The organism is Achromobacter sp. Marseille-Q4962 (assembly GCF_943737005.1).
Taxonomy (GTDB): domain Bacteria; phylum Pseudomonadota; class Gammaproteobacteria; order Burkholderiales; family Burkholderiaceae_B; genus Achromobacter.
Window position 1 is genome coordinate 20,007 of sequence record NZ_CALSFU010000033.1, and the last position, 15,016, is coordinate 35,022.

The 15,016-nt window shown below is 68.1% G+C and carries 13 protein-coding genes and 1 pseudogene; 9 read left to right on the forward strand and 5 right to left on the reverse strand.

The annotated features are described in order from the left end of the window. Window positions 1-21 precede the first annotated feature (21 nt). The 4 genes from NGJ44_RS20765 to NGJ44_RS20780 are packed head-to-tail and all read left to right on the forward strand — an operon-like array spanning window position 22 to window position 3,282. Window positions 22-873 carry a branched-chain amino acid ABC transporter permease gene (locus NGJ44_RS20765; RefSeq protein ID WP_053244419.1) on the forward strand — a complete coding sequence of 284 codons (852 nt, stop codon included), beginning with the start codon at window positions 22-24 and terminating at the stop codon, window positions 871-873. A gap of 7 nt (window positions 874-880) precedes the next feature. Then, on the forward strand, window positions 881-1,864 hold the full coding sequence (locus tag NGJ44_RS20770; RefSeq protein ID WP_053244420.1) for a branched-chain amino acid ABC transporter permease: 984 nt from the start codon (window positions 881-883) through the stop codon (window positions 1,862-1,864). Continuing rightward, window positions 1,845-2,567 (forward strand): ABC transporter ATP-binding protein, encoded by a 723-nt coding sequence (locus NGJ44_RS20775; protein ID WP_251865549.1) that lies wholly within the window; start codon window positions 1,845-1,847, stop codon window positions 2,565-2,567. The genes NGJ44_RS20770 and NGJ44_RS20775 overlap by 20 nt, the downstream gene beginning before the upstream one ends. A 7-nt stretch (window positions 2,568-2,574) precedes the next feature. Then, on the forward strand, window positions 2,575-3,282 hold the full coding sequence (locus NGJ44_RS20780) for an ABC transporter ATP-binding protein (protein WP_053244421.1): 708 nt from the start codon (window positions 2,575-2,577) through the stop codon (window positions 3,280-3,282). Between the two features lie 56 nt (window positions 3,283-3,338). Here NGJ44_RS20780 and NGJ44_RS20785 read toward each other — a convergent pair whose 3' ends face one another. The 4 genes from NGJ44_RS20785 to NGJ44_RS20800 all read right to left on the reverse strand — a co-directional run bounded on the left by NGJ44_RS20785 (window position 3,339) and on the right by NGJ44_RS20800 (window position 7,412). Continuing rightward, window positions 3,339-4,409 (reverse strand): porin, encoded by a 1,071-nt coding sequence (locus NGJ44_RS20785; protein ID WP_053244422.1) that lies wholly within the window; start codon window positions 4,407-4,409, stop codon window positions 3,339-3,341. 226 nt (window positions 4,410-4,635) lie between these two features. Next, on the reverse strand, window positions 4,636-5,937 hold the full coding sequence (locus NGJ44_RS20790) for a TRAP transporter large permease (protein WP_053244423.1): 1,302 nt from the start codon (window positions 5,935-5,937) through the stop codon (window positions 4,636-4,638). Next, complete coding sequence (locus tag NGJ44_RS20795) at window positions 5,930-6,430, reverse strand: TRAP transporter small permease (protein ID WP_251865551.1); 501 nt, start codon at window positions 6,428-6,430, stop codon at window positions 5,930-5,932. The genes NGJ44_RS20790 and NGJ44_RS20795 overlap by 8 nt, the downstream gene beginning before the upstream one ends. A gap of 7 nt (window positions 6,431-6,437) precedes the next feature. Then, window positions 6,438-7,412 (reverse strand): TRAP transporter substrate-binding protein, encoded by a 975-nt coding sequence (locus NGJ44_RS20800; RefSeq protein WP_053244425.1) that lies wholly within the window; start codon window positions 7,410-7,412, stop codon window positions 6,438-6,440. A 256-nt stretch (window positions 7,413-7,668) separates the two neighbouring features. Here NGJ44_RS20800 and nudC point away from each other — a divergent pair, with 256 nt between their 5' ends. From nudC to NGJ44_RS20815, 3 genes are all read left to right on the forward strand, one after another. Then, window positions 7,669-8,430 carry an NAD(+) diphosphatase gene (gene nudC / locus NGJ44_RS20805; RefSeq protein ID WP_053244426.1) on the forward strand — a complete coding sequence of 254 codons (762 nt, stop codon included), beginning with the start codon at window positions 7,669-7,671 and terminating at the stop codon, window positions 8,428-8,430. A gap of 157 nt (window positions 8,431-8,587) precedes the next feature. After that, window positions 8,588-9,097: a winged helix DNA-binding protein gene (locus NGJ44_RS20810; RefSeq protein ID WP_053244427.1), complete on the forward strand. Its 510-nt coding sequence runs from the start codon at window positions 8,588-8,590 to the stop codon at window positions 9,095-9,097. A gap of 54 nt (window positions 9,098-9,151) precedes the next feature. Continuing rightward, on the forward strand, window positions 9,152-12,775 hold the full coding sequence (locus tag NGJ44_RS20815; protein WP_251865553.1) for a hydantoinase B/oxoprolinase family protein: 3,624 nt from the start codon (window positions 9,152-9,154) through the stop codon (window positions 12,773-12,775). A gap of 51 nt (window positions 12,776-12,826) precedes the next feature. Here the strand turns inward: NGJ44_RS20815 and NGJ44_RS20820 are convergent, their stop codons facing one another. Continuing rightward, window positions 12,827-13,861 (reverse strand): C45 family autoproteolytic acyltransferase/hydrolase, encoded by a 1,035-nt coding sequence (locus tag NGJ44_RS20820; protein ID WP_251865555.1) that lies wholly within the window; start codon window positions 13,859-13,861, stop codon window positions 12,827-12,829. A gap of 179 nt (window positions 13,862-14,040) precedes the next feature. On the opposite strand from NGJ44_RS20820, the gene glnH reads away from it, so the two are divergent. Beyond that, complete coding sequence (gene glnH, locus NGJ44_RS20825; RefSeq protein WP_053244430.1) at window positions 14,041-14,790, forward strand: glutamine ABC transporter substrate-binding protein GlnH; 750 nt, start codon at window positions 14,041-14,043, stop codon at window positions 14,788-14,790. Between the two features lie 114 nt (window positions 14,791-14,904). Next, window positions 14,905-15,016: pseudogene (gene glnP, locus NGJ44_RS20830) on the forward strand (glutamine ABC transporter permease GlnP); the annotation flags it as partial.

Consider the following 15,016-nt stretch of genomic DNA (forward strand, 5'->3'; position numbering starts at 1 on the left):
GCCCCGCCGCAGGAGCAAACCATGTTCGAAGCTCTCTCGGCAGGCCTGTTCAACGGCCTGATCTATGCCGCGGTGGCGGTGGGGCTGGCGCTGATCTGGGGCATTACCGACGTCATCAATTTCGCCCACGGCGAATTCCTGATGCTGGGCATGTATGCCGCCTATTGGCTCTACACCCTGGGCCACCTCGATCCCACCATGTCGGCGCCGCTGGTCGCCATCCTGCTGGCCTTCGTCGGCTTCCTGGCGTATGCGCTGATCATCCGGCGCCTGCAGAAGGGGCCGCCCATGGCCGTCATCCTGGCGACCTTCGGCCTGGGGCTGGTGCTGCGCCAGATCGCGTTCATCGCGTTCAGCCCGGATTACCGCAGCCTGCCCGACACGCTGGTGTCCGGCAGCGTGTCGTTCGCCGGCATCTCGCTGGGGCGCCCGCAGGTCGTGACCGGCCTGGTCGCGCTGGCGGTCGTGGTGGCGCTCTTCGTGCTGGTGTACCGCACGCGCTGGGGCCATGCCCTGCAGGCCGTGGCGGAAGACCGGCAGGTTGCCGCGTTCGTGGGCATTTCGCCCGACCGCGTCAATGCCCAGGTCTGGATGCTGGGCAGCGCGGCGGTCGGCCTGGCCGGCGCGCTGCTCACCACGTTCTTCTATGTGTTTCCCTCGGTGGGCACTGTGTTCGGCCTGCTGGCCTTCGTGGCGGTGTGCATGGGCGGCTTCGGCTCGCTGCCGGGCGCATTCATCGCCGGCGTGCTGATCGGCGTCATCGAGGCCATGACTGGCTATTTCGTGGCGCCCGCCCTGAAGACCGTGAGCATTTTCATCCTGTTCGTGCTGGTGCTGTGGTATCGCCCGCGCGGCCTGTTCGGACGGTGGTGAGACGACCATGACGACGCATACCGACACAACCCGGGCGCTCACGCCCAAATGGCCGCTGGCCGTGGCGGCGGCGCTCGCCGTCGCGCTGGCGGCGGTGCCGCTGGCGGTGACCGATGCCTTCACCATCCAGGTGCTGCTGCTGGCCATCATGTTCGGCGCGCTGGGCGCGTGCTGGAACCTGGTGGGGGGGTTCCTGGGCCGCATTTCCTTCGGGCACAGTGTGTTCGTGGGGGTGGGCGGCTACGCCACGCTGCTGCTCCTGCAGCACCTGAAGCTGACGCCGCTCATCGGCATCCCGCTGGGCGGCCTGATCAGCGCGCTGCTGGCCTGGCTGGTGGGCGGCCCTACGCTGCGGCTGTCGGGCCATTACTTCGCCATGGCCACCATCGCGCTGCTGCAGATCGGGCTGCTGCTGATGGTCAACTGGGACTGGGCGGGCGGCGCGGTGGGCCTGGAGGCGCCCATCGGCGACGCGCCCTGGATGCTGCTGTTCCGCGGCAAGGTGCCGTACTACTGGATTGCCGTGGCGCTGGCGTTCCTGACGTTCTGCGCGACGTACTTCCTGGTGCACTCCAAGACGGGCTTTTACTGGCGCGCCATCAATGGCGACGAGGCGGCCGCCCGCAGCCTGGGCGTGCCGGCGGACCGCTACAAGATGCTGGCGTTCGTGCTGTCGGCCGGGATGACCGGCGTATGGGGCGGCTTCTTCGCCATGTACGTGGGATTCATCGATCCGGAATCCATGTTCAGCCTCACCATGTCGGTGCAGGTAGTGCTGGTGGCCATCCTGGGCGGCGTCGGCACGCTGCTGGGGCCCTGGCTGGGCGCCGCGCTGCTGCTGCCGCTGTCCGAGGGCACGCGCGTGCTGTGGGGCAGTTCGGGGCTGGGGCTGGATCTGCTCGTTTTCGGCCTCGCCATCCTGCTCGTTACGCTGTTCCTGCCGGGCGGCCTGGTCACTCTGGGGAGGCGGCATGGCTCTGCTAGAAGTTAAGAACCTGACCAAGCGCTTCGGCGGGCTGGTCGCCAACAAGGACATTTCACTCTCGGTGCGGGCGGGCGAGATCGTCGCCATCATCGGGCCCAACGGCGCGGGCAAGAGCACGCTCTTCAACGGGCTGGTCGGGCACCATGCGCCCACCTCGGGCACGGTCACGTTCGACGGCCAGTCCATGCTGGGCAGAAAGCCCGAGCAGGTGGCGGCCATGGGCCTGGTGCGCACCTACCAGATTCCGCGCAGTTTCGGCCAGATGACGGTGCTGGAGAACGCCATGGTGGGCGCGCTGCTGCGGCATCCGCGCCTGGCCGACGCGCGCGAGGCTTCGACGCGCGTGCTCGACCTGGTGGGGCTGGCCGACCGCGCCGGCGTCAAGGCGGCCGAGCTGAACGTGGCGGGACAGAAGCGCGTGGAACTGGCTCGCGCCCTGGCCACCGAGCCGCGCATGCTGCTGCTGGACGAGGTGGCGGGCGGCCTCAACCAGGCCGAAGCCATCGCCCTGGCGGAAATACTGAAGAACATCCACGCCGCCGGCGTCACGCTGGTCATCGTGGAGCATGTACTGGAGGTGGTGATGCGGCTGGCGCAGCGCGTGCTGGTGCTGAACTTCGGCCAGATGATCGCGCAGGGCACCCCGCAGGAAGTGGTGCACGACCCCGCCGTCATCGAAGCCTATCTGGGGAGAAAGCACCGTGCCTGAGCATCCGATGCTGCAAGTCGAGAACCTGAGCGTGTCCTACGGCGGCGTGCAGGCCGTGCGGGGCGTGTCGCTGGAAGTGCGGCAGGGCGGGATCACCGCGCTGCTGGGCGCCAACGGCGCGGGCAAGTCCAGCACGCTGCTGGCCATCGTGGGCGCCGTGCGCCCGAAAGAAGGCCGCGTCGTCTTCGAAGGGCGCGACATCACCGGCACGCCGCCCGACAAGCTGGTCGTGCAGGGCATCGCCATGATTCCGGAGGGCGCGCGCGTCTTCGCGCGCCAGCCGGTGGAGCAGAACCTGCGCCTGGGCGCCTACACCGTGCGCGACGAAAGCGTGTACCGGCAGCGCCTGGACCAGGTGTATGCGCTGTTTCCACGCCTGCAGGAGCGCCGCGCGCAGCTGGCGGGCACGATGTCCGGCGGCGAGCGGCAGATGCTTGCCATCGGGCGCGCGCTCATGAGCGGCCCCCGCCTGCTGCTGATCGACGAGCCCAGCCTGGGCCTGTCGCCGCTGCTGGTCGAACAGGTGTTCGACGCGCTGGCGGCGTTGAACCGCGAAAGCGGGCTTTCCGTGCTGCTCGTGGAGCAGAACATGGCGCAGGCGCTGGAGGTGGCCTCGCGCGCCTATGTGATGCAGAGCGGGCGCATCGCGCTCTCCGGCTCGGCCGCGGAACTGGCCGCCTCCGACGAGGTTCGCAAAGCCTACCTGGGCATGTGAAGCAAAAGAAAAGGGCGCGGGGATGACCCGCGCCCTCTGTGCCTGCCCGGCGGCGATCAGAAGATGTGGCGGAAGCCCACGGCGGCGCCGACCTGGTTGCTCTTGCCCGCGATCTCGCCGCGGGTCGCGTCGCTCACCTTGTTCCAGTCCACGGTGCCGTAGAGCTGCGAGCGCTTGGACAGCGAGTACTCGGCCACGGCCACCAGGGCGTAGCGCTTGCCCTTGTCGCCTTCCTCGACCACGTTGCGGCTGCGGTCGAAATAGGCCGCGCCCGTGATGGCCCAGCGCGGCGTGGCCTGCCAGGTGACGCCGGCGAAGTAGCCGTTGTCGCGGCGGTCCAGGGCGGCGGTGGTGGTGCCGCCCATGACGCCGTTGACCCAGCCCGTCTCGTCGCGGCCGTTGTAGTAGCCGGCGAAGACCTTGGCGCCGTCGAACTGGTAGGAGGCGTTCAGGTTCCAGACGCGCTGGCGCTGGTCCGAATCGGTGGCCGCGCGGGTGTACTGGTAGGCGCCGCCCACGGCGAACTGGCCCAGGGTGTAGCGCAGGCTGGCGCCGTACTGCTGGCCGGCCTTCTTGTCGCCCCATTCGTCGCCGTTGGCCCACGACGCCATCACGGCGAGATTGCCCAGCGTGTTGGCGTAGCGGAACGTGTTGTTGTTGCGTACGCGCGACATGGCGGCCGGCAGCCAGGCGTTCTGGTCATAGTTGCCGACGGTGAGCGGGTCGAAATAGTCGGCCAGCAGGTCGAACATGACCGTGTTCTGCAGGCCCAGCGTCAGGGTGCCGATCTGGCCGCCGTCCAGGCCCACGTAGGCCAGGCGCCCGAAGGTCTTGCCCGAGGCCGAGGCATTGCCGTTCTGCATGTTGAAGCCGTTTTCCAGGCGGAAGAAGGCGCGCATGCCGTCGCCCAGGTCTTCCGAGCCGCGCAGGCCCCAGCGGCTGTTGGAGATGGCGCCGTTTTCCAGCGAGACGCGGCTGCCGTCCTGGCCCACGCTGCCCGAGCTGGTGCTCAGGTAGCGCACGCTGACGTCGGCAATGCCGTACAGGGTGACGCTGGTTTCGGCGCTGGCGGTGCCGGCCGCCAGCCCGAGGCCCGCCAGGGCCAGGGAAAGTGCGATGCGTTTCAAATCAGTGCTCCTTCGGGGAATCTTGGAATGCGCCAGGTTCGTGGCCCGGCGCTGACAGGACGCCGCACCGCCATGGTGCAGCGTGGACGCCCCCGGGATTCTAAAAAAGTTACGAATGTTTCGGGGCAATCAGGGCTTTGGCGTTTTCCCGGGTTTACAGGCGCCGAAAACGGGAAACGCGCCCGAAGGCGCGTTTCCCGTGAGCGGGGCCGGCACGGTCCCCGCGTCAGAGCTTCATGTGCTGCGGCAGCCAGGTGGCGATGCCGGGCATGGCGTACAGCAGCAGCACGGCCACGATCATGAGGAAGAACATCGGCAGCGAGGCGCGCGCGATATAGGGCAGTTCGCGCCCGCTCATGCCCGAGAGCACGAACAGGTTGAAACCCACCGGCGGCGTGATCTGCGCCATCTCCACCACGAACACGATGAAGATGCCGAACCAGATCAGGTCGATGCCGGCCGCCTGCACCGTGGGCAGCAGCACGCCCATGGTGAGCACCACGATGGAAATGCCGTCCAGGAAGCAGCCCAGCACGATGAAGAACACCATCAGCGCCATGATGAGCCAGAACTGCGACAGTCCCAGCCCGCCGATCCATTCCGCCAGCGCGCGCGGCAGGCCGATATAGCCCATGGCCAGCGTGAGGAACTGCGCGCCCGCCAGGATGAGCGCGATCATGCAGTACAGCCGGGTGGCGCCCAGCAGCGACTGCATGAAGCTCGAACGGGTGAGCGAGCCCTGCAGCGCCGACAGGATGAGCGCGCCCACCACGCCCACCGCCGCGGCCTCGGTGGCCGTGGCGATGCCGGCGTAGATCGAGCCGAGCACGGCGCCGATCAGCAGCAGCACGGGGATGAGGTGGCGCGACTGCGAGAGCTTCTGGCGCAGCGTCAGGCCCGGGTCGGCCTGCGGCACCTCGCCGGGGTTGCGGACCGCCCACCAGGCGATGTGGCCCATGAAGAGCAGGGCCAGCAGGATGCCGGGCACGATGCCGGCGATGAAGAGCCGGGCGATCGACACGTCGGCCGCCACGCCGTAGACGATCATGATGATCGAAGGCGGGATGAGCAGGCCCAGCGTGCCCGCGCCCGACAGCGTGCCCAGGATCTTCTCCTCGGGATAGCCGCGGCGCGTGAGTTCCGGGATCGTCATCTTGCCGACCGTGGCGCAGGTGGCCGCCGAAGAACCCGACACGGCGGCGAAGATCGCGCAGCCGATCACGTTGGTGTGCAGCAGCCGGCCGGGCAGCCGGTTGAGCCAGGGAGCGAGCCCCTTGAACAGGTCTTCGGACAGGCGCGTGCGGAACAGGATTTCCCCCATCCACAGGAAGAGGGGCAGGGCGGTGAGCGTCCAGCTGGAGGCGGCGCCCCAGATAGTGACGGCCATGGCGTCGCCGGCCGGGCGGCTGGAGAGGATCTCCATGCCGATCCAGGCGGTGCCGGCCAGCGTCAGGCCGACCCAGACGCCGCAGCCCAGCAGCGCGAAGATCGAGACGACGAGCAGGGTGATGACTAGGATTTCATTCATGGGTTTGCTGCGAAGTGGCGGCGGCGAAGCCGCGCAGGCGGCGGACCAGCTCGTCGACCAGGGCGACCAGGAACAGCGCCGTGCCCGCGGCCATGCTGACCTGGGGAATCCAGAGCGGCGTGGCGTCGTTGGACGTGGAGATGTCGTTGAATTGCCAGGAATCGTAGGCGAGCTTGGCGCTGAAGTAGGCGAAGGCGGCGGCCAGCACGCAGCCGACCGCCAGCGCGAAGATGTCCAGCCGGCGGCTGTTGGCCGGCGCCAGCGCATTCAGCACCAGCGTCACGCGGATGTGTTCGCCGTGCTTGAACGTGCTGGCCAGGGCCAGAAAGCCCGCCGCCGCCATGAAATACCCGGCATAGGCGTCGGTGCCGGGTATGTTCAGGCTGAGCTGGCGCGCGATGATGGCGGCCAGCACGGAAACCAGCACGCCCACGGTGCAGAGCGCGGCCAGCAGGCCGGCCGCGCCATAAAGACCATCCAGGAAACGGCGCATGGCGATGTCACTGCTTCCGGTAGGCTTCGATCATGGCCTGGCCGTCGGCGCCGGCCTTCTTGAGCCAGTCGTCGAGCATGCGCTTGCCCACCACGCCCAGTCCTTCCTTCAGTTCCACCGTGGGCGGGATGATTTCCATGCCGTTCTTGGTGAGCTCCTGCTGGTACCACTTGTTCTTTTCCTGCGAGAGTTTCCAGCCGCGCTCTTCCGCCTGCGCGCCGGCTTTCCTGAGCGCCGCCTGCGTGTCGGGGTCGAGCGCGTCGAAAGCCTTCTTGTTCACGAGGACCGCGTTCTTCGGCAGCCAGGCTTGCGTGTCGTAGAACTTCTTGATGTACTCGTAGGTCTTGGTGTCGTAGCCGGTGGAAGCCGAGGACATGTAGGAGTCGATGACGCCGGTGGCCATGGCCTGGGCCAGCTCGGCCTGCTGCACGGTCACGGGCTGCGCGCCGACGATTTCGGCGATCTTGGCCGTGACGGGGCTGTAGGCGCGCCATTTCAGGCCCTTCATGTCGGCGATCTGCTTGATGTCCTTGTTGGCGAAAATGCCCTGCGGCGGCCACGCCACGGCGTACAGCAGCATCATGCCCTGCGAGGCGAGCTTCTTCTCCAGGAAGGGCTTCTGCGCCTGGTAGAGCTTGAACGAGGCGTCGTAGCCCGTGGCCAGGAAGGGCAGGCCATCCAGTTCGTAGAGCGGATCTTCGTTGGCGAAGTTGGTCAGCAGGATCTCGCCGATCTGGGCCTGGTTGCCCTGCACGGCGCGTTTGATTTCAGGCGCCTTGTACAGCGATGCGTTGTTGTGCAGCGTGATCTTCAGCTTGCCGCCCGACAGGGTGTCCACGTCCTTGATGAAGGTGTTCAGGTTCTCGACGTGGAAGTTGCTGGCGGGATAGGCGCTGGGCAAGTCCCACTTGGTCTGGGCCTGGGCCCCCGCGCTGAAAGCCAGGACGACGCTGCCGGCCAGCAGCGAGATTTTCTTGTACATGGACGGTCCTTCTCTGCAAATGGGTGAAGGCGGGCGGACGCCCGCGGGCATTGCGAAACAAAGGGCGGCGCAAACGGCGCGCTGCAAAAAGCGCTGCCATTCTATGTTGCCGGATGGGCGCACAGGGCCGCGAGTCCACGCAATTACGGGTAATTCCTAGGATGCGAGGCCGTCGCCGGCGCGCGGACCGGGCCGTGCAGGCCGCCGCGTTTTTTTCTAAGATTCCGCCATTGACGCGCTTGCACATGGGACATCCGTGAACTTCATATTTCGCCGCGACGAATTGCTGGTCCGCCTGGACGCCGGCGGATTTCCCGATGAGGAAGTCTGCGCCCGCCTGGAAGTGTCGCTGGAGCCGGTCTGGCTGGAGCAGGGCTCGCCCTATCGCACGGCGCACGTGCCGCCGCAGCTCGAAGCGCCCGACGGCTACGTCTTTCGCAAGTTGCGCAGCCTGTTCGGCGAATTCGACGACCAGCGCATCGCGCTCGCCGGCCGCGCCTACCAGATCGCGGAATGGGCCCGCACGCACCGCTATTGCGGCGCCTGCGGCGCGCCCATGCAGCGCGCCGCGGCCGAGTTCTGCATGCGTTGCCCGGCCTGCGGCTTCTCCGCGTATCCGCGCATTTCGCCGGCCATGATGGTGCTGGTGCGCCGCGGCGACCACATCCTGCTGGCTCGCCACGCGGCCGTCGCGGCCACGCGCTACACGGCGCTGGCCGGTTTCGTCGAGCCGGGCGAGAGCATCGAGCAGACGGTGCATCGCGAGGTCTACGAAGAGGTGGGGCTGGAAGTGGGCAACCTGCGCTACTTCGGCAGCCAGCCCTGGCCGTTTCCGCATTCGCTCATGGTGGCCTTCACGGCCGATTACGTTTCGGGCGACATCCGCGTGCAGCCGGAAGAAATCGCCGACGCGCGCTGGTTCGGGCCGGGCGACGCCATGCCGCCGATCGCGCCGCGCATTTCCATCGCGGGCTCGCTGATCCGCGCCCACATGCCCGCCGCCTGGGCCGCCGCCTGAATCTCCGCCCGGCCCTCCACGTCGCCGCGATACCCGCGGCATCCTGGGGATTACCCTCGAAAACGGTGATCCGGTCCGCCGTACAACGATTTTTTATTGAGAAAACGTCGATAAATTATTAGTATTCTGCGAATCTGAATTCGCATCGCACGCCCTCATGGCCAAGCCCCTCATTGCGTCTTCCGCCCATCTCGCGGGCGGCAGCGCGCCGGATCTGTCGGAAGTGGAATTCGGTCTCATGATCGCCAGCCACGCCTTCAACCGCTGGACGGTGCGGTGCATGGCCGCGGCCGGACTGCCCGACCTGACCCCCACCGACGTGATGGTGGTGCACCACGTCTATCACCGCCAGCGGCCCAAAAAGCTGGCGGACATCTGCTTCACGCTCAACGTCGAGGACACCCACATCGTCAGCTATTCGCTCAAGAAGCTGGAGCGGCTGGGCATGGTGCGCGGCCAGCGCAGCGGCAAAGAGGTGTTCTACAGCGTCACGCCGGAAGGCGCGCAGATCATCCAGCGCTATGCCGAGATCCGCGAGCAATGCCTGACCTCCGGCCTGGAGGCGCCGGGCAGCGGCGGGCTGGAATTCAGCCGCCAGCTTGCCCATGCGCTGCGCGCGCTGTCGGGCCTGTACGACCAGGCCGCGCGGGCGGCCACCTCCCTCTAACTCGCCTCCAACGCGCCGCGACGCGGCGTTTCCCCTGTTTCCGAGGAATTATTCATGAAGTGGCAATTCTGGATCGACCGTGGCGGCACGTTCACCGACATCGTGGCGCGCCGTCCCGACGGCGGCATGAGCACCGCCAAGATGCTGTCGGAAAACCCCGAGCAGTACCGCGACGCCGCGGTGGCGGGCATCCGCAAGCTGCTGGGCCTCGCGCCCGGCGAGCCCGTGCCCGCCGAGCGGGTGGAATGCGTCAAGATGGGCACCACCGTGGCTACCAACGCGCTGCTCGAGCGCAAGGGCGAACGCACGCTGCTGGTGACCACGCGGGGATTCCGCGACGGCCTGCGCATCGCCTACCAGAACCGGCCGCGCCTGTTCGACCGCAACGTGGCGCTGCCCGAGATGCTGTACGAGGAGGTGGTGGAGGCCGACGAGCGCGTGGCGGCCGACGGCTCGGTGGTGCGCGAGCTCAACGAGGAGGCGCTGCGGCGCGACATGCAGGCGGCCTACGACCGCGGCATCCGCGCGGTGGCTATCGTCTTCATGCACGCCTGGCACGCCGGCGGGCACGAGCAGCGCGCCGCGCGCATCGCGCGCGAGATCGGTTTCACCCAGATATCGGCCTCGCACGAGGTCAGCCCGCTCATCAAGTACGTGTCGCGCGGCGACACCACGGTGGTGGACGCCTATCTGTCGCCCATCCTGAAGCGCTATGTGGACCAGGTCGCCAGCGAGCTGCCGGGCATCCGCCTCATGTTCATGCAATCCAGCGGCGGCCTGACGGACGCGCACCGCTTCCGCGGCAAGGACGCGATCCTGTCGGGGCCGGCCGGCGGCATCGTGGGCATGGTGCGCACCAGCGAGGCCGCGGGTTTTCCCAAGGTCATCGGCTTTGACATGGGCGGCACCTCCACCGACGTGTCGCACTATGCGGGCGAATTCGAGCGCGAATTCGAGACGTTGGTGGCCGGCGTGCGCATGCGCGCGCCCATGATGAGCATCCACACCGTGGCGGCCGGCGGCGGCTCCATCCTGCATTTCGACGGCGCGCGCCTGCGCGTGGGCCCGGATTCCGCGGGCGCCAATCCGGGGCCGGCCTGCTACCGGCGCGGCGGGCCGCTGGCCGTGACCGATTGCAACGTGCTGCTGGGCAAGATCCAGCCCGACTTCTTTCCCCGGGTGTTCGGCCCGAACGCCGACGAGCCGCTGGACCGCGACGTGGTGCAGCGGCGCTTTGCCGACATGGCGCGCGAGGTGCGCGAAGCCACCGGGCGAGAGATGACGCCCGAACAGCTGGCCGAAGGCTTTCTCGAGATCGCCGTGGGCAACATGGCCGAGGCGATCAAGCGCATTTCGGTGCAGCGCGGCCACGACGTGACAGAGTATGCGCTCACGGTGTTCGGCGGGGCGGGCGGCCAGCACGCCTGCCTGGTGGCCGACGCGCTGGGCATGACCACCGTCTTCGCGCATCCGCTGGGCGGCGTGCTGTCGGCCTACGGCATGGGCCTGGCCGACCAGACCGACATCCGCCAGAAGACGGTCGAGAAAGTGCTGGACGAAGCGCTCATGCAGGAACTGGAGGCGGAGCTGGATGCGCTGGCCGGACAGGCGGCGGGCGAGCTGCGCCGCCAGCATGTGGCCGAGAACGACATCGGCGTGCAGCGCCGCCTGCACCTGAAATACCGTGGCACCGACACCGCGCTGGAGGTGCCGTATTCCACGCTGGCGCAGGTGCGCCGGGATTTCGAGGCGGGCTACCGGCAGCGCTATTCCTTCCTCATGCCCGACCGCGAGCTGGTGGTGGAGACGATTTCGGTCGAAGCCACCGGCGGCGGCGAGCCGGTGCGCGAGGCGCCGCCCGCGCGCCGCCGCGAAGGCCCGCTGGCGCCGCGCCGCACGGTCCGCATGTACAGCGCGGGCGCGTGGCGCGACACGCCGCTCTACGTGCGCGAAGACATGACGGGCGGCGACGCGGTGGCGGGCCCGGCCATCATCTCGGAGCCCAACCAGACCACCGTGGTCGAGCCGGGCTGGCGCGCCGAGCTGACGGCGCAGGACCACTTCGTGATCCGCCGCGTCCAGGCGCGTCCCGAGCGCCGGGCCGTGGGCACGCAGGCCGACCCGGTCATGCTGGAAGTCTTCAACAACCTGTTCATGTCCATCGCCGAGCAGATGGGCTACCGGCTGCAGAACACGGCGTATTCGGTCAACATCAAGGAGCGCCTGGACTTCTCGTGCGCGATCTTCGATGCGCAGGGACGCCTGATCGCCAACGCCCCGCATATGCCGGTGCACCTGGGTTCCATGGGCGAATCGGTGCGCACCGTCATGAACGCCAACCGCGGCCGCATGATGCCGGGCGACGCCTATGTGGTGAACGACCCGTACCACGGCGGCACGCACCTGCCGGACGTCACGGTGATTACCCCGGTGTTCGACCGCGCGGGCAGGGACATCCTCTTTTACGTGGGGTCGCGCGGGCACCATGCCGACATCGGCGGCACCACGCCGGGCTCCATGCCGCCCGATTCGCGCACGGTGGAAGACGAAGGCGTGCTCTTCACCAATTTCCAGCTCGTGAAGAACGGCGAATTCCGCGAGCAGGCCGCGCGCGAGATCCTGGGCTCGGGCCGCTGGCCGGCGCGCAATCCGGACCAGAACATCGCCGACCTGCATGCCCAGATCGCCGCCAACGAGAAGGGCGTGCAGGAGCTGCTGCGCATGTGCGACCACTTCGGCCTGGAGGTGGTGCGGGCTTATATGGGGCATGTGCAGGACAACGCCGAGGAGGCCGTGCGGCGCGTGATTTCCGTGCTGCGCGACGGCAGCTACGAATACCCGCTGGACAACGGCGCGGTGATCCGCGTGGCCGTGCGCGTGGACCGCGAGGCGCGCAGCGCCGTGGTGGACTTCACCGGCACGTCCCCGCAGTTGGAGAACAATTTCAACGCGCCCGGCGCCATCGCGGTGGCCGCCGTGCTGTACGTGTTCCGCACGCTGGTCAACGACGACATTCCGCTCAACGACGGATGCCTGGTGCCGCTGGAGATCATCCTGCCCGAAGGGTCCATGCTGCGCCCGAACCCGCCGGCCTCGGTGGTGGCGGGCAACGTGGAAACGTCCATGTGCATCGTCAATGCGCTGTACGGCGCGCTGGGCGTGCTGGCGGCCAGCCAGGGCACCATGAACAACTTCACCTTCGGCAACGCGCGCTACCAGTACTACGAAACCATCTCGGGCGGCACCGGCGCCGGGCCGGTGCGCATCGATGCGTGCGGGCCGCGCGACGAGGGCTTCGCGGGCACGTCGGTGGTGCAGGCGCACATGACGAACTCGCGCCTGACCGATCCGGAAGTGCTGGAGTTCCGCTTCCCGGTGCGGCTGGAGTCATACGAGATCCGCCATGGATCCGGCGGCGCGGGCCGCTATCGCGGCGGCGACGGCGGAGTGCGCCGCATCCGTTTCCTGGAAGACATGACGGCGGCCATCCTGTCGAACAACCGGCGCTACGCCCCGTTCGGCCTGGCGGGCGGAGGGCCCGGCGCGCTGGGGCGCAACTATGTGGAGCGCGCCGACGGCACGGTGACCTCGCTGGGGCCGCAGGACAGCGCCCAGCTGCGCGCGGGCGACGTGTTCGTGGTGGAGACGCCCGGAGGCGGAGGCTACGGCGAGGCGTAGGCGGCGAATGCGTTGCGCGGCGGCTCCCCGGGCCGCCGCGGCGCACGGGCCTTATTGAGGGTCGGACATGACGTCCAGCGCGATGTCCGCCCGCGTCTTGCGGTCGTACACGCGCAGCGTGACCTCGGCTTCGCGGATTTCGAACACCGCCGTGGCCAGGGTGTTTTCCTCGTCCGGGTCGTCGGCGGCGGTGCGCAGGATGGGCAGCTCGCCCTCGGTGTCGAACAGGGCCGCCAGCAGATCGTCGCTGCCCGCGCCGGGAGACCAGCCGTCCACGATGCGCTCGATGCGGTGCTGGCGTGCGCGGGACGAGTCGGTCACGACCTGCAGCTGGCCGGTGGTGTCGGCGTGCACCATGTGGTTGGCATGGCCGTAGCGGGCGCCGGTTTCCAGCACGGAGGTCAGGCCCGGCATGGCCTCCACGCTGAGCAGCCGTTCGTCGTGGGCGCTGCCCAGCAGGTGGTGAAAGCCCCCGGCGTGCGGCAGGCTGTCGAGCAGCGCCAGCGCGTCGTCGAGCGTGGCGCAGTCCAGCACCGCGCGCGCCACCAGCATGCGGGGCACGCCGGGCTGGCGCTGGCGCGTGCGCAGGTTGTTGATGGTCTGCACCAGGCCGGCGCGGTTGGCGCCGAATGTATGGCCGGGCAGGGAGCCCGGGTAGTAGAAGCTGACATAGCCCGGCGCGTCGTCGAGCGCCACGTCCACCAGGTGGCAGCGGCCATACAGGAAGGGGTCGCCGTCTTCGTTGTGCGCGATCCAGCGCGAGCCGTCGGCCGCCTTGAGCGCAACCGAGGTGCAGCCGTCGGTGGTCTTGTGCAGCAGGTCGCCCCGGCAGTTCCAGAGCAGCACGTCTTCGAGCGGCAGGCGCATCCCCTCGGCCAGCCCTTCGAGCTCTTCCCAGACGGCCGGCAGCGACTGCCGCGCCTGGTCGCCCAGCGTCTGCAGGAACGGATGGCCGCGCCACGGGCGCAGCGCCTCCCAGGTGGGGCTTTGGTCGAGATAGGCGTCCATGAGAGGGCGGGCGAGCTTGCCCAGGGCGATGCCGGTTTCGCGCCGGCTTCCGGCGATGCGCACGTACTTGTAGGCCATGGGGATTCTCCGGAGGTCATCTGGATTGTAATTTCAACGCGCCGCTGCCGCGCGGGGACGGATGCGTTAAGATCGCCGGTAAGTCGCTGCGCGCGTTGCCGTGCGCGATGCGGCCCAGGAATCATGCCCCACCATCACCGCGGGGTTCCGCATGGACGGTCCCCGCAGAGGAGAGTTTCATGATCAAACGCAACATCGCCGTGGCGCTGCTCGGCATGTCGGCCTTCCTGTTCGGCGCTCCCGGCGCGCAGGCGCAGGGCAAGGAACTGGTCGTCGCCACCGACACCGCGTTCGTGCCCTTCGAGTTCAAGAAAGGCAATACCTACACGGGCTTCGACATCGACCTGTGGGAGGCCATCGCCAAGGAGCTCAAGCTCAAGTACAAGCTGCAGCCCATGGACTTCAACGGCATCATTCCGGGCCTGCAGACCAAGAACATCGATGTGGCGCTGGCCGGCATCACCATCCGCGACGACCGCAAGAAGGTCATCGACTTCTCCGACCCCTACTACGAAAGCGGGCTGGCCATCCTGGTGAGCGACAAGAACACCGACATCAAGGACGCCCAGTCGCTCTCGGGCAAGACCGTCGCGGTCAAGACCGGCACGGCCACCGTGGACTTCATGAAGTCGCAGGTGCCCGACGCCAAGCTGAAGCTCTTTCCCAACATCGACAACGCCTACCTGGAGCTGGCCACGGGCCGCGTGGACGCCGCCGTGCACGACACCCCCAACGTCCAGTACTACGCCAACACGGCGGGCAAGGGCCGGGTGAAAGTGGTGGGCACGGTCAAGAGCGGCGACTTCTACGGCATCGCCTTCCCCAAGGGCAGCGACCTGGTGCCCAAGGTGAACCAGGCGCTGGCCACGCTCAAGTCCAACGGCCAGTACGACGCCATCTACGAGAAGTGGTTCGGCAAGAAGCCCTGAGCGCGTCCTGAACCGAGCCGCCGGCCCATGCGGGGCCGGCGCCCCGGCCCGGCAGGCGCGCGCCGGGTCCGGCTAGGCGCTGCACCAGCCGCCGCACCCATAGGGGAGAACATCGTGGAATTCGACTGGACAGTCATCCGGGACGCCTGGCCCAACCTGCAGCAAGGCACCCTCATGACCATCAAGATCACCTTCTGGGGGCTGGTGGGGGGCTTCATCCTGGGGG